Genomic DNA, 22,642 nt, shown 5'->3' on the forward strand with positions numbered 1-22,642 from the left:
GAGCCTCCTGACAAACTAGATTTTCAACTATTTTTGTATAAAAGTCCTTTTTCAGCTAACGCTTTTTTTATTGCTAATAATTTTTCTTCGTTTTGACAACGAATCGTATGCAAATGAATCCCCTCTGTCAACATGGAAAGTAAGGAAGCGTTATTTTTTTTGTAATTTTCTATAAAGTTCGTAACATCTTTTTTCGTTTTAAGTCGCAAATTTCCTTTTAATTCTCCATACAGCGGATGCTCAACAATCACATCCAATACTTCACCGCCAAGAGAGATGATTAGTAAAAGTTCTTCTTCTGTTTGTGCCAAGGTATGTTGACACGCAATTTGGGTCACCATTCCTTGCACAGCTTCTTCTTGATAAAGGTAGCCTCTAGCCGTTGCTACAATTCCATGTCCCGAAGCTCTCAGCAACGCTACATCACCAACAACGATTTGCCGACTGACACCAAATAATTTAGCAAAATAACTAGCACTAATCGGCTTTTCAGTTTTCTCTAAGCAATGAAGGATTTCTTGTCGTCTTTCGTTTCCGTCCATCCCTATTCCTCCTGCCGACTTAGTCGATTTGTTTTTGTTGGAATTTTTTTGAAGCATCCATGATTCCTCGATAGGTTTCTTGAATGGTGGTCTTATATTTTTCATTTTCAACATAATGACCTACTTTTTCTAATACTTCTTGTTCTCGTGAAGTATCTAATACGTTTTTTCCAGTTGCTTTCTTTACTGATGCGATTTCTTCAACCACATCCATTCGTTCTTCAAGTAAAGCCACAATTTTTTTATCTAATACATTAATTTTTTCTCTCTGAATAGCCAATGGTGCTTGCTGTTTTGGTTCATCTAATTCAATCATTTTAAGTACTTTCGCTGGATTACCGCCAATTACACAGTTATCAGGAAACGACTTCGTGACAACAGACCCCGCCGCAACAACCACATTATTCCCTAAAGTAACACCAGGAATCACTACTGAACTTCCACCAAGCCAAACATTGTCACCAATCGTAATCGGTTTGCCATATTCTAATCCACTGTTTCTTTTTACAGGATGTAACGGATGAGTTGCGGTGTAAAGCTGAACATTTGGCGCGCACATACAATTATCACCGATTGTAATCGGACAAACATCTAAAAAGACATTATTGAAATTTGCATAGAAATTTTTTCCTACATGGATATTGAAACCATAATCAAATTGAATCGTTGGTTCGATGTGACTCCCTGTTCCAGTTGACCCAAATGTTTCTTCTAATAATTGACGTCTAACATACGAATCTTGTTCGTTATTTATTAGTTTCATTTGTTCTCTTGCATGGTTTCTTGCTGCAACCAACTCTGGGTCAGCAGCGAAATAAAGCTCTCCATCAATCATTTTTTCACGTTCTGATTTTATTTTTTCCATTTCATTGCTCCTCTATTTTAATGTTTTTAAATGTAGTTAACGCATTTTCCTTTAAAAAATAATACGGTCGTTCTATGTGGAGTGGTGTTTGATTAATTACCAGTATCGTCGTTGTTTCTGATGCATAATGAATCAAATCGCAAAACGGATGAACTTGAAAGCTAGTTCCTACAATCACTAACAGCTCTGTATTACTGACAGCTCTGATTGCTTGTTCAATTACTTTTTCTGAAAGAGCTTCTTCATACAATGTGATATCGGGTCTGATTTGACCACCGCAAGTCGCATGCTCATCAGATTGTAAATAATCCTCCCAGGTAATAGGCTTGCCGCACTTTAAACAATGACAATGATATAGACTACCATGAAAATCAACTAGTTGATGACTCCCTGCTTTTTCATGAAGACCATCAATATTTTGGGAAATCGTCCAAATAGACTTTTTCTTTTCTAAACCAGCGATAGCTTGATGAATCGCATTTGGCTTTGCTGCTGGATGATATAATTTTTTTACAAATTCATAAAATTTTTCTGGCTCTCTCCTCATACATGTATCACTTAATAAATATTCAGGTCGCTCGATTCCTTGATAGATTCCTGTGAGTGAACGGTAATCTGGTACGCCAGATGGTGTTGAAATACCTGCACCAGTTAAAAAGGTAAGTGACTCTGCTGCTTGAATCAAGGCAACTGCCTTTGCGCTTTCAATTTGTTTCAACTCAATCATCTCCTACCATTTTATTATAACGTAACTTTATACTTGTTGGTAAAAATCTTGGATAAAACAAGGACGAAATAAATTCTACTTGATTCACGCAAATTTGTCATCTGCTTCTCATGACAAAATTCAGATAAGATGATAGAATACAAGTTGTATAAAAGTGAGGTGAAACTTTCAATGGTAGCATTTATTATTTATTGGGCGGCAATTTTAGTCTGCATCGCTTGGGGTGTTTTAAGCTTATGGTTCTCTATCTTCTATCTTTCACGTAAAGAAAATGGAAATCTTTGGGCTTTTGCTGCACTTAATGTCATTGCAGGTATTGTTTTAGCAATTGTATTAGTTATCTATAAAACATGGGACTTCGATATTACAACTTACTCAAGTTTGATTTATACTATTTTAGTCTCTTATGGAGTATTAACTGTTTTACAAGCTATTTTAGGTCGTGAACCAAAAACAGCTCCACAAGCATAAGTTAGAACGAAAAAAATTAGAACAGAAGTGAAAAGTCAGGAGAGATTTTTATTCCGACTATTTGCTTCTGTTTTTTTACAGCTAGTTAACTAAGTTATCTCTTTTATTATAAAGTCCTTTTCAAAGCCAATGGCGATAGTAAATCAATTGACATTTTAAGCGAACTAACGTAAACTTTGTACTTAATCTGATAACTAAATAGTACCTCAATTTGAGGTAGAGGTTGCGATTTTTATTACGCTTGTGGAGTGAGAGGACACCGTGAAGCAAGTCTAGGAAAAATCGCCGAAATATAGAATAGCCTCTCTATTCTATGTTGGGTCGTAAGTGAATAATTTACGGACTGTCTTAGTAGTGATGCTAAGTTGCGCTATGTCTTTGTTGAGAACTACAAATCCTAACGATACTAGGCAACCCTGCATCTGCATGGTTGCTTTTTTAATGCATTCAAATGCATGAGTTCGTTAAAAAATGAGCTGAAATGAATAAACCAGCTAATTTTAAAAGCCAACTGATTTTATCTCTACCTTTCACTACTCTAATTGATCTAAGATTGATATTTTTTAGTTGCAGAAAACAGAAAGGTGAAAAAACATGAAGAAAAAAACAACATTTCTAAGTCTATTATTTGCACTTATGATTAGTCTTCTCGTTGCCCCACATTTTGGGTACGCAGAAGAAAAAGCTGAATTTCGTGTAGGAATGGAGGCTGGCTACGCTCCGTTTAACTGGTCTCAAAAAACGGATGCTAATGGTGCCGTTCCGATTCAAGGAAATTCTTCCTTTGCAGGAGGGTACGATGTTCAAATCGCCAAAAAAATCGCCGAAGGTTTGGATAAAGAATTAGTTATTGTTCAAACAAAATGGGATGGCTTAGCTCCGGCTTTACAATCTGGCAAAATCGATGCGATTATCGCAGGAATGAGTCCAACCGCTGAACGTAAAAAGGAAATCGATTTTACTGATCCTTATTATGAGTCACAATTAGTAGTCGTTGTTAGAAAAGACGGTAAATATAGTGAGGCAAAATCAATCAAAGATTTATCGGGCGCAAAATTGACTGCACAACTAAATACATTTCATTACAGCGTTATCGATCAAATTCCAAATGTGAATAAGCAACAAGCAATGGACAATTTCTCCGCTATGCGAACAGCTTTAGCTTCTGGTATGATTGATGGCTATGTAAGTGAGCGTCCTGAAGGCGTCACTGCTACTAGCGTCAACAAAGACTTAGCTATGTTAGAGTTTGATAAAGTAGATGGGTTTCAAACCAATCCAGAAGATGTTCAAATTGCGGTCGGCATGCGTAAAGGTGACCCAGAAATCGAAAAAGTCAATCAAATTTTAGGGACAATTTCTGCTAAAGAGCGAACTGATATCATGGATCAAGCAATTGAAGATCAACCTGCTGCTAAAACAGACGATGAACAAAAAACAAGTGTTTGGACTGATTTCAAAACGATTTGGGATCAATATGGCACTATGTTTTTACGCGGAGCTGGTTTAACCTTATTTATCGCGTTAATCGGTACAGTAGTCGGTACGACTTTAGGGTTATTAATCGGTGTCGTTCGTACAATTCCAGAATCAGAAAATCCTGTTTTACGTATTGTACAAAAAATCTGTAATGCCTTACTTTCAATTTATATCGAAGTTTTCCGCGGTACACCAATGATGGTTCAAGCGATGGTTATCTTCTATGGACTAGCTCTTGCTTTTGGTATTTCATTAGATCGAACAGTTGCCGCCCTCTTTATTGTTTCTGTTAATACGGGTGCTTACATGTCTGAAATTGTTCGTGGTGGTATTTTTGCAGTAGACAAAGGTCAATTTGAAGCGGCACAAGCTATCGGAATGACACATGGTCAAACTATGCGAAAGGTAATTATTCCACAAGTTTTACGAAACATTTTACCTGCAACAGGAAATGAATTTGTCATCAATATCAAAGATACTGCTGTATTAAGTGTTATCGGTGTAGCTGATCTCTTTTTCCAAGGAAATGCTGCTTCTGGCGCAAACTTCCAATTTTTCCAAACCTTTACTATCGTTGGAATCATTTACTTAATCATGACGTATGCAATCACACGTATTTTACGAATCGTTGAAAAGAAAATGGATGGTCCCTCTGCTTACATTAAAGCAGAAGAAACTGAAGAAGTGACCAACGGAAAAGAAAGCTAGGAGGAAAAAAGATGACTGCGATTATTGATGTTGAACATTTACAAAAAAGTTTTGGTAAAAATGAAGTCTTGAAAGATATTAACTTATCCGTGAATAAAGGAGAAGTTGTGACAATTATCGGTTCGTCTGGTTCTGGAAAATCAACCTTGTTACGTTGTATTAATTTGCTAGAAAAACCAACAGCGGGCAAAATCATTTATGATGGCGCAAATGTGTTGGAACGTGGCTATAATTTACCTAAGTACCGTACGCACTTAGGAATGGTGTTTCAATCATTCAATTTATTCAATAATATGAATGTTTTAGATAATTGTACTTCTGGGCAAACCACTGTTTTAAAACGAAACAAAGAAGAAGCAAAACAAATCGCCTTAGAAAATCTGGAAAAAGTTGGCATGAGTCGCTTTATTGAGGCGAAGCCTGCTCAATTATCTGGTGGACAGAAACAACGTGTAGCTATCGCTCGTGCGTTATCAATGAACCCTGATATGATGTTATTTGATGAACCTACTTCTGCTCTTGATCCAGAAATGGTCGGTGAAGTATTGAAAACAATGAAAGATTTAGCTAACACGGGATTAACAATGATCATTGTGACCCATGAAATGGCATTTGCTAAAGAAGTATCTGATCGCGTAATTTTTATGGATAAAGGGGTAATTGCTGAAGAAGGAACTTCAGATGATATCTTTGTTCATCCAAAAGAAACGCGTACAAAAGAATTTTTACACCGAATTTTGGCACAAGAATAAATCAAGTCAAAATTATAGCGGACAACTCCTTACTTAAATTCGGAGTTGTCCGTTTTTTATTTACTTCCCTCTCCTTCTTTCTAATTGACTCACTTAAAATTCAAATTTATTAAAAGTTGTATACAACTTCCAAACACCAATTCATATTTTTAAAATAAATAACCGTTAATTCTATCTAAAAGTCTTTTTATTTTCTATATTCATAAGAATAAGATTTATTAAGAAAGAAAATTACGTTAAATAGAATATTATATTGAAAAAATATTTCGCCAATGGTATAGTATTTTTATAATGATAGCGTTTTAATAAAATTAGGAGGAGTTAATTTTGAAAATGAAAAGAAAAGGAGCACTTGCTTGCCTGTTATTTTTTTGTTCCACATTGATTTCTGGTACTGCTTTGGCGGAAAATCAACCATTGTACAAATACACTAAAAATGCAGAGGGGACTTTAGGCTATGACACAAAATCGCCAGTTCCGTTCTATGAAAATGCCACTGAGTTTGTAACACTTCCAAGTACCTATAGTCAACCAAAACATCAATTTAAAAGTACTTGGGTAGCAACGATCGCTAACTTAAATATGCCACAACCTACAAGTGAAGCAGACTTTAAGGCGAGTTATTTAGAACGTCTACAAACGTTATCGGACTGGAACATGAATGCCATGATTTTCCAAGTCCGTCCATTATTAGATGCTTGGTACCCATCAGAACTGAATCCATGGTCAGAATTTTTAAGCGGATCTCAGGGGACTGATCCTGGCTATGATCCGTTGAAATGGATGATTGATGTCACACATGAAGCTGGAATGGAGTATCATGCGTGGTTTAATCCTTACCGTGTTACAAACACAAAACTGTCTGATCAAAGTACTTTGGATAAACTAAAGATGAGCAAAGATGAAGTTCTGGCATTAAGCACTAGTGAACAAGTCCTCAAATTGAAAGAAGCTGGTATTCTAGCACCAAACAATTATGCCGCACAGCACCCTGAAAATGTCTTGATGTTTGATGAAAAATTATTCTTGAATCCTGGTATTCCAGAAGTACAAAGCTATGTTATCGACTCAATGAAAGAAGTTGTGGAAAATTACGATATCGATGCGATTCATTTTGATGATTATTTCTATCCATACCGCATTACTGTCGGAGAAGATAATGTCTTTTTTGGAGACAAAAATGAAGATCAAGCCACTTTTGAAAAATACGGAAAAGGCTATACAGATATCGAAGAATGGCGCAGAGATAATATTACTCATTTAGTATCTGGTGTTAAATCTATGCTAGATAGCCATAATAAAAATAAGCAAAAAGCAGTCCAATTCGGGATCAGTCCATTTGGGATCTGGGAGCATAAAACCAATGACTCTCGTGGCTCCAACACGCCTACTACTTCTTCCCAATCATACTCTAGTAGCATTTTTGCAGACACTTATAAATGGGTCAAGGAAGAAACTGTTGACTATATCATTCCGCAAATTTACTGGAGTTTTGATCAAAAAGCTGCCCCATACGGCGAATTGACTCGTTGGTGGAATAATGTTGCTGAAGGTAGTCATAGCCAAGTTTATGTTGGACATGCCAACTATAAACATGCGACGAATGGTGGTTGGGAAGTCGCTTGGTTAAATCCTGAGGAAATTCCTAATCAAATGAAATTTAATCAACAATATGACAATATCGATGGTAGTGTTCTTTTTAGTTACAATGATTTGATTCCCTCGGATATCCCTTCATTAGCGGATAACTTGAAAGAACGCAATCAAGCAAAAAATCAAGCGATTGAATTACTAAAAAATGAGTATTTTTCAACACCTTCTTTAGTTCCAGAAAAACCATGGCTCTCACATCAAGCCATTTCTGCACCGATTTCGATGAATTTAGTTCAAGCAAAAAATCAAGCAACTTTGACTTGGAAAGATCAAGCAGCAAATCAAACACGTTACTTTGTTGTCTATAAAGGAACCGGAACTGCTGAAGAAGTTACAGCTAATCCAGGAAATATCGTAAAACGACTATTCAAAAAACAAGATCAAGCTGAATTTTCATTTGTTTCTGAAAATGATAAAGAAGGTACGTCTTACTATGTGACCGCAGTAGATGCGGCTGGTGTAGAATCTGAACCGACAAAAATAGTGGTTCCAGAAGTTGTCCCAGATGAAAAGAAAACAACTGGAAAAATTACTGTCTCTTATCTGACAGAAGATAAAAAACAATTGACTAAAGAAAATCTTGTTTTGGAAGGTGAAATTGATACTCCTTACAAAACAGAGGCGAAAGAATTTGCAGGATATGAACTCGTAGAGACACCTAAAAATGCTACTGGGAAATTCACTGAACAAGAACAAAATGTGGTTTATATATATCGAACAAAGACAAGTACTTCAACAACAGAAGAAACCAAAATATCGACAACTAGTACCACAGAAAAAAAAGCTGCAGGAAATGATGAAACGACAAAACCAACGGGAAAATCTTTCCCTTCAACCGGAGAATCGACAAATCATTGGTTAACACTTGCTGGTATTTTCCTGCTAGGCTTTTCAGTAAAATACTTTTTTTCAAAAAAGCGAAGCCAAATAACTAAGTCTTAATTTTAGAGGTAGTTTTCAGCTACTTTATTCATAAAGAGCGCTCAATCCAAAAGTAATAAGAACTTTTGAATTGAGCGCTCTTTTTATTTATTTTTCAATTAAATACTTGTTTAATTTTTCAAAGTTAACTAAAAAATAATTTTGTTTTTTAGTAAGAATTCCTTCCTTTTTAAAGCCATCAATCGTATAAGTTAGATGTCGATAACTTACACCTAAAAACTCCGCTGTTTCGGTATGTTTCTCTTGGTAATGACCCGCTACTTCTGTTTGCTTGATATATGCAGCTAAACGATACTTTAATTCATAATTCTGATTCTGTGAAAAATGATCAACTCGTTTTAATACTTTTCGACCTAGAAAGTTACTAAGCTGCCGTAAGAAAACTGGATTTTCTAATAATTCCTTTTTCGCTTGAACAAATGGGATGGCAAAACAAACGCAAGAATCAATCGCAACAACATCCTTCACTTGATCTTCTACTGCTAAAAGTGAAAGCTCTCCAATTAGATTCCCTTGTTCTAAAAACTGTAATAATGATCGTTTTCCATTTTCATGAACCATATAAATCTTCGCTTTGCCACTAAGAATCAAAAATAAAAAGTCTAATTTTTGATCAAATCGAACAATAAACTCCTTCGAATCAAACTGAAAGATAGATCCTTGAGCAAGTAATTCTGTTGAAAAATATTCCTGCGCTTGTGCAAGATTAAGTTTTGCTCTGTTTGGGTAGTCTAAAAATCGATATTTTTTCATTTCTCCCTCCAAAACAGGAGATATCTCCTATTATTTTTTTCTACTATAGCATAAACTTCGAAATAACAATACTTATTAGGAGGCAATAACATGAACAACGTATTTAAATCGCTTTGTTTTTATATCTTGAGTGGCATCGGAATTAGTTTAACCTTGAAAGCAGATATCGGTGTCAGTAGCTTTAATTCCTTGAATGCAGCTCTTTCGGCAATCAGTAGCATTAAAATCGGGACAATCACTTTTTTAATGAATGGAATTTTTTTACTCTTCTATATTTTGTTAACTGGTGGAAAAGAAATCAAAAACTACAGTTTAATTTTTTTATCGATTTTAGGCTTAGGTTCAATCATTAATTTCTTTTCTTACTCAATTTTAAATGATTTAACTATTGAATCTTACTTCCTTAATATTCTACTTTTTATTTCAGGAACATGTATCGCTGGTTTTGCTACGGGTCGCGTGATTCACTTAAATGTTCTTCGTTTTCCAATCGAAAGCGTTTGTCAACAACTAGGCAACAAAACAAAGATTCCTTTTCGTTTTTTTAGATACGGTGTAGATCTTTTTTCAGTCATTACTTCATTGTTGATTTCAATGATTTGGGATCTTCCGCTTTATATTCGTGAAGGAACAATCATCAGTTTATTTTTACTTTCTGGTGTAATTTCCTTTACAACTTCCGTTTATGAAAATAAAGAAAAAAATAGTGCGGTTATAGAGATTCATGAGTAATCGTTCTTATGAGTAAATCTTACTGAAATTCATTTCTTCTTTGAGCAAAAAATTGTTCATAAAATTTAACGGTTTCCAGCTGTGTCCAACGACTTTTTTGTATCCCTTCCAAATCTAAATTGTAGATTGTTGCTTCCAATGAGCCTAACAAAAATGGAGAATGCGTCGCGATAATAAATTGACATCCTAGTAACCTTGAAGCTTCGTTGATTAATGCTGCTAATTTCACTTGATTTTCAGCGGATAATGAAGCTTCTGGTTCATCTAAAAAATAAAGTCCATCTGGCGCTAGGTAGTCCTCAAAAATTTGCATAGCTGTTTCCCCATTCGAATATTTTTCTTGAGCAAACATCCGGCGTTCCATTTGTTGTTGCATTGCATAGGATTCTTTATGTACAGACCACTCTTCTTTAGTCATGCCAAATTGTCTTCGTTCATAATGATACCCTTCTTGTAAAATAGTTTCTTGCTGAATTTTTTTAATTTCATATAAAATATCTTCGCTTTTTAAATATCGACTATTTTCAGGGATTTTTTGTAATCTTGAGCTATCTTCCAACGTTTCAAAGCTAACAGTCATCTCTTTTATATATCGTTGAAAATAATCTAATTTGCCGTATTTAGGTGGTGGTACCGCCCCTTTAATCTTTAATTTCGTTGCTAAAAGATTAAGTAGCGTTGATTTCCCAGAACCATTATTTCCATAGAAAATAGTGATTCCATCAAGTAAAATCAGTTCACCAGATTTATTTTTAAGAACATTATAAGGATAAATATTGGGATTTTTGACTAATTGATTGGATAATTGAAAACATCTAATATAACGCATTTTTGAACTCCTTTTAAATAAGAGATTGGAACAAAAGCGGTTAGCTCCGAGAACCAAGTAGGTACGATGTATCATCGAATCACTGCATTCTTCGTGAGTTATCGTAATAAGAAGGAATTTCCAAAAATGACAAGAAACACGAAAGGTTTCTTGTCGATGTTGAATGATTCCTACTTGGTGCTCTTCAAATTTTTGGTAACCGAGTAGGTATTGTGCAACATCAGCTTATTTCATTCCCTGTGTTTTACAACAATTTCGGCTTATTTCTGAAGCCTTCAATTCTTAGAGATTTAACTCTTAGAAATTGTTGTGATCGAAACGCAGCGTAGTAGCTGCTTTTGCACCAATGTTTATCAGGTCATAAAACAATCGCTTAGAATTGAGCAATTGGACGAATCAGCAGTTATTGCGCTTTTTGCAATGAATGCTGATTAGGAAATTGCCGAGATTCTGATTGTTTTATGCTGTTTGTTCGGTTTTAAGAGATTAAACAAAAGTGTTCTTTACTTTTGTCTCACCCACCTCATCCACGAATAAATTTAACGCTTTTAGTATCTTAAGTATAGCTCATCACTGCTAAATAGCAAAAAAGATTCTAAAAAACACGTCAGAAAATAAACGTACGCAATTTTTTCTGACGTGTTTTTATGTTCACGATTTTACTTTGATATATTTAAAACTATAAGGAGAACCAAAACTATGTTTTACAACTCCTGTGATATTTTTATTTTGTAGTAAGGCTGTTTGTTGTTGATAAATTGGAGCAATTGTATAATCTTCGGTAAGCAGCACTTTTTCAGCTTGCAATAAATCTTGCCAACGTTTTTCTTCATTTCCTGCATCTGTTGTCGTTGCCGCTTGGATTAATTGGTCATATTTAGGATTATTATAATTCACATGGTTCAATCCTGATGTCGATTCAAACATATCTAAAAAAGTAATCGGATCTTTAAAATCTGGCATCCATTGCCCAAAAGCAATATCATACTCGCCAGCCAAATAGCGTTCTTGTAAATTATTACTTGGTAGCGTTGCAATTTCAAAAGAAAGTCCAGGCAACGTTGTTTCGACTTGTCCTGCTAAATACTCCGCAATTTTTTTATTTGAATCTGAGTCAGTTGTTAAATAGGTCAGTTTAATCGTTTCTTCTCCAAGCTCTTTTTTCGCTTGTTCGAAGGCTTGAACTGCTTTGGTTTGATCAAATGTTTGTAATTCTCCATTTTCAGTGCGGAAATCTTCTCCCGTCTCAGGGTTTTGAACAAAATTTTTCGGTACAAAGCCCGTCGCAGCTAACGACCCGTCCCCTAAAATATTTTTGACAAACGCATTACGATCAATTGCTAAGGCAATAGCTTTACGTAAATTTACATTTTTAAGCGTACTTTCGCCTTGATTAAAACGTAAATAGCCCATTTTTGTATCATTTTGATTGACGAAATCAGCATCATTTTTATATTGTTTAGAAAATTCACCATCTAGCACTACTCGATTGATTTCATTTGTTTGATATAAATTGACCGCCGTACTAGTTTCTTTAACAACGGTGGTTTTAATTTCATCGATATTCACGTTCTTAGCATCCCAATAGTGTGGATTTTTTACATAACTCCAACTATCAGCATTTTGTGTCCAACCTTCTAAAACAAACGGACCATTATAAAGGGTGGTATCACTTGATGTTCCATAATTCGTCCCTTGTTTTTCTGCAAAGGCTTGATTAATCGGGAAAAAGGTTTCAAATGTTAGTAAGGAGGTAAAGTAAGGGATTGGTTTAATTAATTCAATAACTAAGGTATGATCATCTGGTGCTTGAACCCCTAACTCTTCTGGTTTCATTTTCCCATCATAAATAGCTTCCGCATTTTTTATCGAACCAACAAATAAACTAGCATAGGATGGTGCTGTTTCAGGTGTCACAGCTCTTCTCCAAGCATAAATAAAATCAGCTGCTGTTACTGGGTCTCCGTTTGACCATTTTGCATCGTCTCGTAATTTAATCGTATAGGTTTGTTTATCTTCACTAATTTTGGGCAACTCTTTGGCTACAGCAGGGATTGTTTCGTCTTTTTCATTTAATTGATACAAGCCTTCCAATACTTGATTCTGAGCATTAAAACTAGTAAAATCTTCTTCTTGTGTCGTATCTAAAGTAAGTAACTCTGCAGGTTCAGTGAAATGAATACTAGTTTTTTCCGTTTTGTTTTCAGAAGTTTCTTCTTTTTTAGAGGTGCCACAACCAACGACCAACAACAGTGTGATGATACTTAAAGCAAGTACTTTTTTCATTTTCTTCTCCTTTTCAAACCCAAACAATTCTAAACCAACAATAGCTCTTTTCTTTAAATAAAACGAACAACTTCACTCACTTCAATAGAGGCGTCCAATGATTGAATGACCGGACAATTTTTCCCAATCAACCCCATCGCGCGTTCTGCTTTTGCTTGTTCATTTTGCGGTACATTACTTAACACAAATAAAATACTGATTTTGCTAACAGGTTTTGCTTGTTTATCCTCTGCCCGTTCGTAATCGATTGTGACATTTTCTACTTGGTAAGTAATTCCAGAATTGGTCAAAACTTTTTCGTAAACATAGGCACCACAAGCGCCCACCGAAGCAACCAGCATTTCGACAGGTGAAAAACCAATCTCTTTTTTCAAAATCCAATTACCATTTTCGCTAACCAATTCAAATCCTTGTTTTCCCGAAATTAATTCCATTTTTTTCCTCCAGCATCCTATTCAATTACTATTTTATAAATTTTTATCTTATCAATTATTATATACTTCTATCATAAATCAACTTTTATCGTAATGGCAATAACTTTTGACTCCACTTGATAGTTATAAACTATCACCAACTAGCGACGAATCAGCGGAGCACTCTATTCTCTATGATTTATCGTAATAAATGCATTTTTTTGCTTTTGTCCTTCTCCTCATCTATAATTCCTTCAACTTCTAATCTATTTCAATCCACGCTTTATAGTAGTCGATATATTTATTTTCTTCATTCGTCATCGTCATAACATAGCGACCAATAAGCGTCCCTGTTGAAAAACCAGCTTTCTCTAAACGACTTCGTTTCTCTTTAGCATTATTATTCTGCGGATTTTCTGATTCTAAAATCAATAGAAACTGTTGATATTTTCTCGTATGTGGACTTTCTACTTGCCAAATCGTCGGCTCATCAATAAATTCATCTAGCTCCACCGCAAAACCATTAACAATTTCTGAAGGATTTTTCTTATCAATATATATCACTAGATTGGTCGGATTTTCAATATACCCTTGTAGTTCTCTAGGATCATTTAAATCAATCGAAATAATTCGTCTGATGTCAAAGGGAACTTCAATAAATTCATGTTCTTTTAATTCAATTAAATCAAGTAATTGTTTTTTTCGTTGTTTGAGTCCAGCATGTTTTATTTCTAAATTCGCCATTTCTAAAGAAACTTTTTTTTCTGTTTCATCTAAAATCGCCCATAATTCTTCTGGTGAACGTCGGTATAGGTTTTTCATTTTATTGATTGGAATGTCTAATTTTCGATAAAAAGCAATATCGCTGATCGTCAAAATATCTTCTATATCAAATAAACGATAGCCATTTTCCTGATTTCTTGATGGAGTAAGCAAGCCCATGTCATCCCAATAACGAATCTTTGACTTTGATAAATTCATAAACTCGGCTACTTGTCCGACAGTAAAATGTTTTTCTTTTTCCATATGATCACCTCATCTATTATTATAAACAAAAAAAGTTGACCTTCAAGTAACTTGAAGGTGTAGAATTCTTTAGGATTAACTAAAGGAGGAATAATTGATGAAAATTATTCATTTTTTTATTAAGAAAAATAAGCGTTTAATGTTTTGGACTGTTATTTTCTTATGTTTACAAATTATCGGTACATTAGGCGTACCCATGCTAGTTGGGCAATTGATTGATGAAGGAATTGCCAGCGGTGAACGAAATATTATTTTATTCATTGGCATTCAAATGATTGCTATGGCTTTATTTGGAGCTATCTCAGCAATTGTAGCTAGTTATTTATCCGCAAAAGTTGCTGCGAAATTTGGTTTTGAAATACGGACACTTTTCTTTGATAAACTGCAACTTTTTTCAATAAAGGATACGAACTCATTTGGAACAGGTTCTCTATTGACTCGAATGACGAGTGACGTTGATAATATCCAGCAGATGATTGTTTTATTTTTACAGTTGATTTTACCGGCACCAATCATTGCAGTTTTTTCATTATATATGACGTATACATATTCGGCTACGCTAGCCCTTGTACCCTTGATTGCAATTGTCTTATTTGGCATAGTCGTTACCTATTTAATGAAAAAAGGAACTCCTCTTTCCTTAGAGATTCAACCGAAAATGGATAAAGTGATTGTCACGTTAAGAGAATTTTTTACTGGCATCAATATGATTCGTGCATTCAATAATCAAGATTATGAAGAAAAACGAACGAATCAACAGTTTGCTGATTATGCTACAGGTATGATTAAAGTCAATAAAATTTTTGCTTGGATTACACCACTCGCTTTTTTACTGATGGGCATTGTTTTTTCTTCTATTTTATGGGTTGGCGGTCACTTTGTAGCCGTTGGAACTCTTCAAATCGGGACACTTTCTGCTGTTGTGGAATACTCGTTACTGACATTAGCCTATTTAATGATTGCTGCGATGGTTCTTGTTATGATGCCTAGGTCTTTCGCTTCTGTTCAACGAATCGAAGAGGTTTTAAACAAAACAGTTGAAATCACTGATCCAGAATCAACTATAACCAAGACGAATGAAGAAAATGAAGGAGCATTGATTACATTTAATCATGTATCTTTTAGCTATGGTAAAGCAGATGAGCCAGTACTTGAAGAAATTGATTTTACCATTCCTGTCGGGAAAACAACCGCGATTGTTGGTGGGACTGGTTCTGGAAAAAGCACGATTGCAAAATTATTGCTACGATTGAATGATGTCACTAAAGGGGCAATTCTATTTAGTGGCAGAGATCTTAGAGAGTTATCCCAAACTGAGATTCGAGACAAAATCAGTTATGTTCCACAAAAAGCTTTTTTATTCAGTGGTACGATTAAAAGTAATTTAGCTATGGGCAAATCAGACGCAACGATTGCTGAAATGGATCAAGCCGCTGAAATTGCCCAATTGTCTAGCTATTTGGCTACTTTAGCTGATGGGTATGATTCTTTTGTCGCCCAAGGCGGAACGAATTTTTCTGGTGGACAAAGGCAACGTCTTTGTATCGCTCGGGCATTGATTAAACCTGCTGATCTCTACGTCTTTGACGATAGTTTCTCAGCTCTTGATTATCAAACGGATGCGGCTTTACGATCATCACTGAAAAAAAATATGAAAAATAAAACCTTGTTAATCGTTGCTCAACGATTGAGTACCATTAAACAAGCCGATCATATTATCGTTTTAGATGAAGGAAAAATTGTTGGACAAGGAACGCATGAAAATCTGCTACAAGAAAACACGACCTATCAAGAATTCGCCCGTTCGCAAGGCTTATTAGTAGAGGAGGATGCCTGATGGAATCATTAAACACAGAAACAACAAAAATCGACAAAAAGACATTTAAGCGTTTTTTACAATTGATTCGCCCTGAATATCCCATTTTTGTGGGATTGATTGTCTGTAGTTTGATTGGAAATGCGCTTGTAATTGCTATGCCTTTTGTAATGGGGATTGCTATTGATGACTTACTTGCATCCATTCAACGCGTAGGATTGTCCAACATGACTTTTTCATTAGCCCAAGAGGCATTGCTGATACCAGTAATTTTACTAATTGTTTTCTCTATTTTAAGTAGTCTTTTTTCTTATATTCAAGAAAGAGTAATGTCTTCTTTAAGTGAAAAAATTACTTTACGTGTGCGAAAAGAAGTGACGAAAAAATTCAAGGCATTGCCTTTATCCTTTTTTGATACGCATCAAGTCGGTGATATTTTAACGCGAACAACTACAAGTTTAAATCAATTATCACAAGTATTATTGACAGGCATCAATCAATTTTTCACCTCAATCTCAACAATCATTTTTGCAGGGATGATGCTTTTTTATATCGATGTTAAATTAACATTGATCGTCATTTTGCTAATTGCGACTAGTTCATTTTTAACCGGAAAAATAGCCAACAAAAATAAAGAATTAGCTGAAGAAAGTCAAGCAGAATTAGGGGAACTAAATAATAAAACAGAAGAATTTTTATCAGGAAATTTAGTGACAAAAACGTTTAATCAACAAGAACAAGCCAAAGCAACGATTGCTGAAACAAACGAAAAACATTATAAAGCTTTCTTAAATGCTCAGTTTCTCAATTTTGCCATTTACCCTGCAATTCGTTTAATCAATCAATTAGCTTTTATTATTAGTGCGATTTTAGGTGCCTTTTTAGTTGTACAAGGGGCGATCACAATTGGACTACTGCAAGCGTATTTACAATATATCAATCAAGTTTCTGAACCAATTTCAACTGCTTCATATGTCATCAACTCGATTCAAGCAGCGATGGCTGCCATCGATCGAATCTTTGAGATTTTAGATGCGAAAGAAGATGTTCCAGAAGCTCAAAAGCTACAAGTCATCCACCAACCTGAAGGAGCCATTGCCTTTAAAAACGTACAGTTTGGTTATACGCCAGAAAAAATCTTAATGAATCAAGTTGATTTTGAGGTCAAACCAAAACAAATGGTTGCTATCGTTGGTCCAACAGGCGCAGGAAAAACAACTCTGGTCAATTTATTAATGCGGTTTTATGAATTAAATCAAGGAGCCATTGCCTTTGACGGAATCGATATTACGTCTCTTTCACGTAGTAATTTACGCGCAATGTTTGGTATGGTTTTACAAAATACGTGGTTATTCGAAGGAACAATTGCCGATAATATTGCTTATGGTCGAATGGATGCCAGCCGAGAAGAAATCATTGAAGCAGCAAAAATCGCGCAATGTGATCACTTTATCCGAACATTACCTGATGGTTATGACTCGATTATTTCTAGTGAAAGTGGGTTATTATCTCAAGGGCAGCAACAACTATTAACAATCGCCCGCATTATTTTAGCTGATCCACCTGTCGTCATTTTAGACGAAGCAACTTCTAGTGTTGATACACGAACAGAGGCACATATTCAAAAAGCAATGAATGAAGTAACGAGTGGTCGAACAAGTTTCGTAATTGCTCATCGTCTTTCAACAATCGAAAATGCAGATTTAATTTTAGTCATGAGGGATGGCGATATTGTTGAAAAAGGCACGCATAAAGAATTATTAGCTGAAGATTCACTATACGCTACTTTATATAATAGCCAATTCCAGCAAACATAATGAAAAAGGTGAAACAAAAGCGTTCGCTCAATGCCAAAATTGGCAAAGAGTTGCTTTTGTTTCACCTTTTTATTTTAGTAAAAATCAATACGTCTTTTTAAACATAAATAGCTCTGCTTTACGATAATCGTAACAAATTTTAGAAAAAGCAAATAATTCCCCAGAAATCAAAAAGGTATCATCCCTTACTATCAAGGTGGGGGCTCCTACTGGTAAATTGAAAAAATCGGCGCCAACTTCCATTAACGGTGCACAACTAATCACTTTATCAAGAAAACCTATTTTCAGTGCTTTCTCCTGTTCAAAAAAATGAAAGACTGAATCATACATAATTTTTTCGGGAATTTCTTCCGCTAAGTTTTTTAGATAATACGATTTTTCGATTTGATAAGGTTCATCATCCAAAGTCCTATATCGCTCGATTTCTATCAACTGTAAATCAGGGAATAATTGATAATTTTCCGGTAAAAAATCAGCTTCTGCAACCGTAAGTATTTGCTGTGTAGCTTTTACAGTTTGGAGCGTTCTTCCTTGCCGAGCAATTTCTTCGGTAAAATCTAGTGAATTTTGTAAAGTCATCACTCGTTCATGGCGTCTTGGTCGTACAAAGGAACCCACTCCCCTTGCTTGATAAAGATACCCCATTTCATTCAACTTACTCAAAGCTTCTCTTAATGCGTAACGAGAAACTTGATAGTGATCCATCAATTTATATTCACCTGGTAATTTGCCTTTTTCATCGGCTAATGTTCCATTTTGAATAGCAACAATCATTTCCTGTACTAAGGTTGTGATATCGATTGATTTTTTAGGTTTGGTCATTTAATAAACCTCTTTTCACTTAAAAATATGAAGCGAAGTGATCTCTTAGCTCAAAGTAGCCGCTTTTGCTTGTTCTTCATGATACAATTTACCATCGTAGAATTTAATGAATGGGAACCAAATCACAAAAGCGATAACGGCACAGACAACACCTAAGACAAAGGCACGCCAATCGCCACCTGAACCAATAAATCCTGATAAACCTAATGGAGTTGGCCATGGAACTTGAGCAATCGGTGGATTAACTAAGTGCCACTTAATGGCAAAATAAGCAACAGACATTGAACTCATCGGAGCTAAAAAGAATGGAATCGCTGTATAAGGATTATATACTACTGGCATCCCAAATAAAATAGGTTCATTGATATTAAAGAAAGAAGGAACAATCGCTGCTTTCCCTAAGGCACTTAATTGTGTTGATTTAGCAAAGAATGTGATGAAAATAACCATTCCTAACGTTGCACCTGAACCACCGATGGTAACAAAGCTATTATTAAATTCACCAGCAAATGGAATATTAGCGCCCCCTTGATTCAAAACCATATTAGATAAAACGATTGGCGTCAAGAATGAAGTTACGATTGTAGCACCATGAATCCCCACGATCCAAAGCGCATGCATCAAGAAGTAAATGACTAATAATCCTAACCATGTATTCGTTAAATTAGTGACAAAGCTAAATGGAATCGCGATCATCTTGAAAATATCTGTTCCTAAAGCAACTAAAAGACCGTTAATAATAATTACTGATAATGCGGTTAAAACAGTAGGAATCAATGCAGTAAATGAACTAGAAACACCTGTTGGAACAGTTTCAGGCATTTTGATGACCCATTTACGCTTAACACACAATGCATAAATTTTGACGGCAATGATTGACATAATGATTGCTGTAAAAATACCTGTTGTTCCTAAACGTGTAACCCCACCAGACATTTCCCAACCATCGATGATTTTTTTATCATCAGTCACTAGAGTAATCAATGTAGCTGTACCATTTTCAAAAATCAATTCTGGTAAACACATAAAATAGGCCATCATTGACAATAAAGCACCATTTAATGGATTTAGATTAATTTTTTCTTCTTGCGCTTGAATTTTAGTATATTCATACCCAAAAACAATACAGAAATACAAAGCTAAAATACCCATTGTTGCCATATTACCAAGCATATATAAATTTTGAACTCGATTAAATGAAACATCCCAAATTCCTTGTAATGCTGAAAACGTTTGTGGTAAGACACTTATAATCAAAAACATTGAGCCAACAATTGTAAAAGGAATCGAAGCCATCCCAGCAGCCATTACGCCTCGTACAATTCTAAATTGAGAAATTTTTCCCATTGGTCCCATTAAATAATTGTTCAAAAATTTAAATAATTTGTTCTCTGAATCCATAGTAATCACCTGTCTTCTTTCATCATATTTTTTATAGTATTCATATGCGTTAAATATGAATCTTTATTATGTTCAATTTGCCAAGCACGCCATTCAATAAAAGAACTGATTGCACAACCTAATAAAAGTAAGACAATTAACAGTGGTTGTCCTTTTTCATTGAAAAATGGGAAAAGAAGCTGTTGATAACCAGATAAAATAAAGATGACACTAATCAAATTAATAACGATTTGAATGCTATAACCGATTCTTGTCAGTGTCAATTGATTGGAGGGATTCCAATATTTTCTAGTCTGTTCTACTATGATAGCGGTATCAATCATTAATAAAAAAATCGGTAATAGATTTCCTTTACTAATCGTTTCAAAAGATAACATAGTCCAATATAAGTTAATAAAGAAAAAAATAGCTGTTGTGTATCTAAAGACTAAAAAACGATTAAATGAAAGATTCGTTAAATTATAGCGCTTATTAATTTTATTCGATGTATTTTCCATAATTGCTTACTTCTCCTTTTCCTTTTAGTCTTTTTTAACTAAAAGATTTTAAATCTTACCTAGTTTTTTATCACCAAATCATAAATCCCCTCCTCCCACTTGTTCGAACAAGTATAGTTTAGCATAGCTTTTTTTATTTGTAAACGTATACAGCTTAATGCAATATTTTACTACAAAAAATAGACTTGCTAGATTAGTTAAATTTAGCAAGTTTATCTTTTTTTCTTATTTTTTTGATTCAATTGTTTTTCGGCTTGCTTAATTTCCACCAAAACCTCTGAATCTGTTTCGTCTTCTTTCATCACTTCTAGCTTTTCTAGCCATTTTTCTGGCTCTCGGTTACCTAATTTGCCAATAGCCCACACTGCAGTTCCTCTAATTACAGGACGAACATCTTTGGTACATGTATAAATATCGGGAAGTGCGCTACGATCGCCAAGATTAGCTAAAGCAATCAAGGCATTTCTTTGCAACGGTTTTTTTCCGCGCCAAGAACCTGCTAAATGACCAAATTTCGTTTTAAATTCTTTATTGGACATTTGTAACATTGGTCTCAACTTAGGATAAACGGTCTCTACTTCAGGTTCCATTTCTGAATGAAAATGAAAATCCTTGCCTTGATTATAGGGACAAACTAACTGACAAATATCACAACCATAAATTACATTGCGCATTTTTTTTCGATATTCTTCTGGCATCATCTCTTTGGTTTGGGTTTGATAGGATAGACATTTTTTGGCATTCATCCGACCATCTCCTAGTAATGCTTGTGTTGGACAACCAGTAATACAACGCGTACAGTCTCCACAACCAAAAACTCCAGGTTCATCTACTTCAAATTGGATGTTTGTCACAATTTCACCTAAGTACACAAAAGAACCAAATTCTTCAGTAATCAATAACCCATTTCTACCGATAAAACCTAATCCTGCTCGCTGGGCAACTGCAACATCCACTAGTTCTCCCGTATCGACTTGCGGAGCAAAACGCCATTGTTCCTGTTCTTGAATTGTATTTGCTTGTGATTGAATAAATGAAATCAATTTTCCTAAGCGGTCACGAAGAATTTCATGATAGTCAATTCCCCAAGAGGCTCTGGCAAACTGTCCTCGTTTTTCATCTTTTGGAATTGCTTCCTTTATTTTAGTTGGATAGGCTAACGCAATGGAAATAATTGTTTGCGGATTTTCAAATGTTTTTTCTAAATAAATCCGTTCTTCTACTACTGGATGTTCAAATCCTGAATTGTAGCCGCGAGCTTTTTGCTCATTTAATGAATCTTCTAGCTCTATGAAAGGAGCCGCGGAAGCAAAACCAATTTTATCAATCCCTAAACGTTTACTTTCTGCAATTATCTGCTCTTTGAGTGTCATATACGCCACCTTATCTATTAATCATTTATTGAATCTGTCTAAAAAAATTATAACCGAAGCCTACATTTTTTACCTTTATATTGTGCTTAAGCTAGGCTTTAGAACGAAGTTTTTCAACTAAATTAGAAAAATAGTCATCCTATTCATTTTCTGTTCTATAAATATAAATTCAATTGTTGTAAAATAAAAGTAGAATTTGTTTCAAAAAAATAACTTGCTATAAAAGGAGAGTAGGTTCATGCGCAGAAAAGAACGCGAAATTATCGAAAAAGAAACACTCAAAGCAATAGTTGATTCAGCTCATATCGTACATTTAGGATTATTTGATGAAAGTTATCCCTATGTTGTCCCTGTGAATTATGGCTATGAGTGGACTGAAAATGAACAACTAATACTTTATATTCATGGAGCTAGACAAGGAAAAAAGGTTAGTTTAATCAAGAAAAATCCAAATGTTTGTATTCAATTAGATACCAATCATGCGTTGATTGAAACGGGAAAAATTGCTGAAAAATATTCATTCGCCTACCAATCAATTATTGGCTATGGAACAGCCACATTTATTGATGAATTCGAAGAAAAAATCCATGCGTTAGAACGCTTGATGATTCATGAAACAAAAAAAGATTTAACTCATTTCAATCCTCTTCCAGAAAACGTGGTAAAAGGAACAGGAATCATTAAAATCATGATTGATTCACTAACTGGAAAAGAGCATTTAACAGAATAACTGGCACA

Annotated in this window: 20 protein-coding genes and 1 riboswitch; of the genes, 8 read left to right on the forward strand and 12 right to left on the reverse strand. The window is 34.9% G+C overall.

The features are described 5' to 3' along the window. Positions 1-23 precede the first annotated feature (23 nt). Genes ACYSNW_RS11490 through ACYSNW_RS11500 form a run of 3 tightly spaced genes read right to left on the reverse strand, consistent with a single transcriptional unit; the run spans position 24 to position 2,125 of the window. Positions 24-542, reverse strand: a complete 519-nt coding sequence (locus ACYSNW_RS11490; RefSeq protein WP_461744649.1) for a 3H domain-containing protein — start codon at positions 540-542, stop codon at positions 24-26. A 19-nt stretch (positions 543-561) separates the two neighbouring features. Beyond that, positions 562-1,407, reverse strand: a complete 846-nt coding sequence (locus ACYSNW_RS11495) for a chorismate mutase (protein ID WP_461744650.1) — start codon at positions 1,405-1,407, stop codon at positions 562-564. Position 1,408: 1 nt separating this feature from the next. Next, positions 1,409-2,125, reverse strand: a complete 717-nt coding sequence (locus ACYSNW_RS11500) for an NAD-dependent protein deacylase (protein ID WP_461744651.1) — start codon at positions 2,123-2,125, stop codon at positions 1,409-1,411. Positions 2,126-2,305: 180 nt separating this feature from the next. Here ACYSNW_RS11500 and ACYSNW_RS11505 point away from each other — a divergent pair, with 180 nt between their 5' ends. From ACYSNW_RS11505 to ACYSNW_RS11520, 4 genes are all read left to right on the forward strand, one after another. Beyond that, the gene (locus ACYSNW_RS11505) at positions 2,306-2,605 is read left to right on the forward strand and encodes a hypothetical protein (protein WP_461744652.1); all 300 of its coding nucleotides are present in this window, start codon (positions 2,306-2,308) and stop codon (positions 2,603-2,605) included. A 209-nt stretch (positions 2,606-2,814) separates the two neighbouring features. Further along, a riboswitch (Lysine riboswitch) is annotated at positions 2,815-2,986 on the forward strand. 213 nt (positions 2,987-3,199) lie between these two features. Continuing rightward, positions 3,200-4,792: an ABC transporter permease subunit gene (locus ACYSNW_RS11510; RefSeq protein ID WP_461744653.1), complete on the forward strand. Its 1,593-nt coding sequence runs from the start codon at positions 3,200-3,202 to the stop codon at positions 4,790-4,792. Between the two features lie 11 nt (positions 4,793-4,803). Then, complete coding sequence (locus ACYSNW_RS11515) at positions 4,804-5,544, forward strand: amino acid ABC transporter ATP-binding protein (RefSeq protein WP_461744654.1); 741 nt, start codon at positions 4,804-4,806, stop codon at positions 5,542-5,544. Positions 5,545-5,877: 333 nt separating this feature from the next. Further along, the gene (locus ACYSNW_RS11520; RefSeq protein ID WP_461744888.1) at positions 5,878-8,139 is read left to right on the forward strand and encodes a family 10 glycosylhydrolase; all 2,262 of its coding nucleotides are present in this window, start codon (positions 5,878-5,880) and stop codon (positions 8,137-8,139) included. Positions 8,140-8,226: 87 nt separating this feature from the next. On the opposite strand, the gene yeiL is transcribed toward ACYSNW_RS11520, so the two are convergent. Continuing rightward, complete coding sequence (gene yeiL / locus ACYSNW_RS11525; protein ID WP_461744655.1) at positions 8,227-8,892, reverse strand: transcriptional regulator YeiL; 666 nt, start codon at positions 8,890-8,892, stop codon at positions 8,227-8,229. A 90-nt stretch (positions 8,893-8,982) separates the two neighbouring features. On the opposite strand from yeiL, the gene ACYSNW_RS11530 reads away from it, so the two are divergent. Further along, positions 8,983-9,624, forward strand: a complete 642-nt coding sequence (locus ACYSNW_RS11530) for a YczE/YyaS/YitT family protein (protein ID WP_461744656.1) — start codon at positions 8,983-8,985, stop codon at positions 9,622-9,624. Positions 9,625-9,643: 19 nt separating this feature from the next. Here ACYSNW_RS11530 and ACYSNW_RS11535 read toward each other — a convergent pair whose 3' ends face one another. From ACYSNW_RS11535 to ACYSNW_RS11550, 4 genes are all read right to left on the reverse strand, one after another. Next, the gene (locus ACYSNW_RS11535) at positions 9,644-10,453 is read right to left on the reverse strand and encodes an AAA family ATPase (RefSeq protein ID WP_461744657.1); all 810 of its coding nucleotides are present in this window, start codon (positions 10,451-10,453) and stop codon (positions 9,644-9,646) included. Positions 10,454-11,104: 651 nt separating this feature from the next. Further along, on the reverse strand, positions 11,105-12,739 hold the full coding sequence (locus tag ACYSNW_RS11540; RefSeq protein WP_461744658.1) for a peptide ABC transporter substrate-binding protein: 1,635 nt from the start codon (positions 12,737-12,739) through the stop codon (positions 11,105-11,107). A gap of 53 nt (positions 12,740-12,792) precedes the next feature. Continuing rightward, a complete protein-coding gene (locus ACYSNW_RS11545) occupies positions 12,793-13,173 on the reverse strand; it encodes an OsmC family protein (protein WP_461744659.1) in 381 nt (126 codons plus the stop codon). Between the two features lie 240 nt (positions 13,174-13,413). Beyond that, complete coding sequence (locus ACYSNW_RS11550) at positions 13,414-14,178, reverse strand: MerR family transcriptional regulator (protein WP_461744660.1); 765 nt, start codon at positions 14,176-14,178, stop codon at positions 13,414-13,416. A 97-nt stretch (positions 14,179-14,275) separates the two neighbouring features. Between ACYSNW_RS11550 and ACYSNW_RS11555 the strand changes: the two genes are divergently transcribed. Further along, on the forward strand, positions 14,276-16,015 hold the full coding sequence (locus ACYSNW_RS11555; protein WP_461744661.1) for an ABC transporter ATP-binding protein: 1,740 nt from the start codon (positions 14,276-14,278) through the stop codon (positions 16,013-16,015). After that, a complete protein-coding gene (locus tag ACYSNW_RS11560; protein ID WP_461744662.1) occupies positions 16,015-17,811 on the forward strand; it encodes an ABC transporter ATP-binding protein in 1,797 nt (598 codons plus the stop codon). Before ACYSNW_RS11555 ends, ACYSNW_RS11560 begins: the two co-directional genes overlap by 1 nt. A gap of 84 nt (positions 17,812-17,895) precedes the next feature. Here the strand turns inward: ACYSNW_RS11560 and ACYSNW_RS11565 are convergent, their stop codons facing one another. From ACYSNW_RS11565 to queG, 4 genes are all read right to left on the reverse strand, one after another. After that, on the reverse strand, positions 17,896-18,633 hold the full coding sequence (locus tag ACYSNW_RS11565) for a GntR family transcriptional regulator (RefSeq protein WP_461744663.1): 738 nt from the start codon (positions 18,631-18,633) through the stop codon (positions 17,896-17,898). A gap of 45 nt (positions 18,634-18,678) precedes the next feature. After that, entirely contained in the window at positions 18,679-20,034 is a 1,356-nt protein-coding gene (gene celB / locus ACYSNW_RS11570) for a PTS cellobiose transporter subunit IIC (RefSeq protein WP_461744664.1), read from the reverse strand. 5 nt (positions 20,035-20,039) lie between these two features. Then, positions 20,040-20,531: a hypothetical protein gene (locus tag ACYSNW_RS11575; RefSeq protein WP_461744665.1), complete on the reverse strand. Its 492-nt coding sequence runs from the start codon at positions 20,529-20,531 to the stop codon at positions 20,040-20,042. A 212-nt stretch (positions 20,532-20,743) separates the two neighbouring features. Further along, on the reverse strand, positions 20,744-21,904 hold the full coding sequence (gene queG, locus ACYSNW_RS11580; protein ID WP_461744666.1) for a tRNA epoxyqueuosine(34) reductase QueG: 1,161 nt from the start codon (positions 21,902-21,904) through the stop codon (positions 20,744-20,746). A gap of 238 nt (positions 21,905-22,142) precedes the next feature. On the opposite strand from queG, the gene ACYSNW_RS11585 reads away from it, so the two are divergent. After that, the gene (locus ACYSNW_RS11585; RefSeq protein WP_461744667.1) at positions 22,143-22,634 is read left to right on the forward strand and encodes a pyridoxamine 5'-phosphate oxidase family protein; all 492 of its coding nucleotides are present in this window, start codon (positions 22,143-22,145) and stop codon (positions 22,632-22,634) included. Positions 22,635-22,642: the final 8 nt, after the last annotated feature.

Source organism: Enterococcus sp. LJL99 (assembly GCF_054871725.1).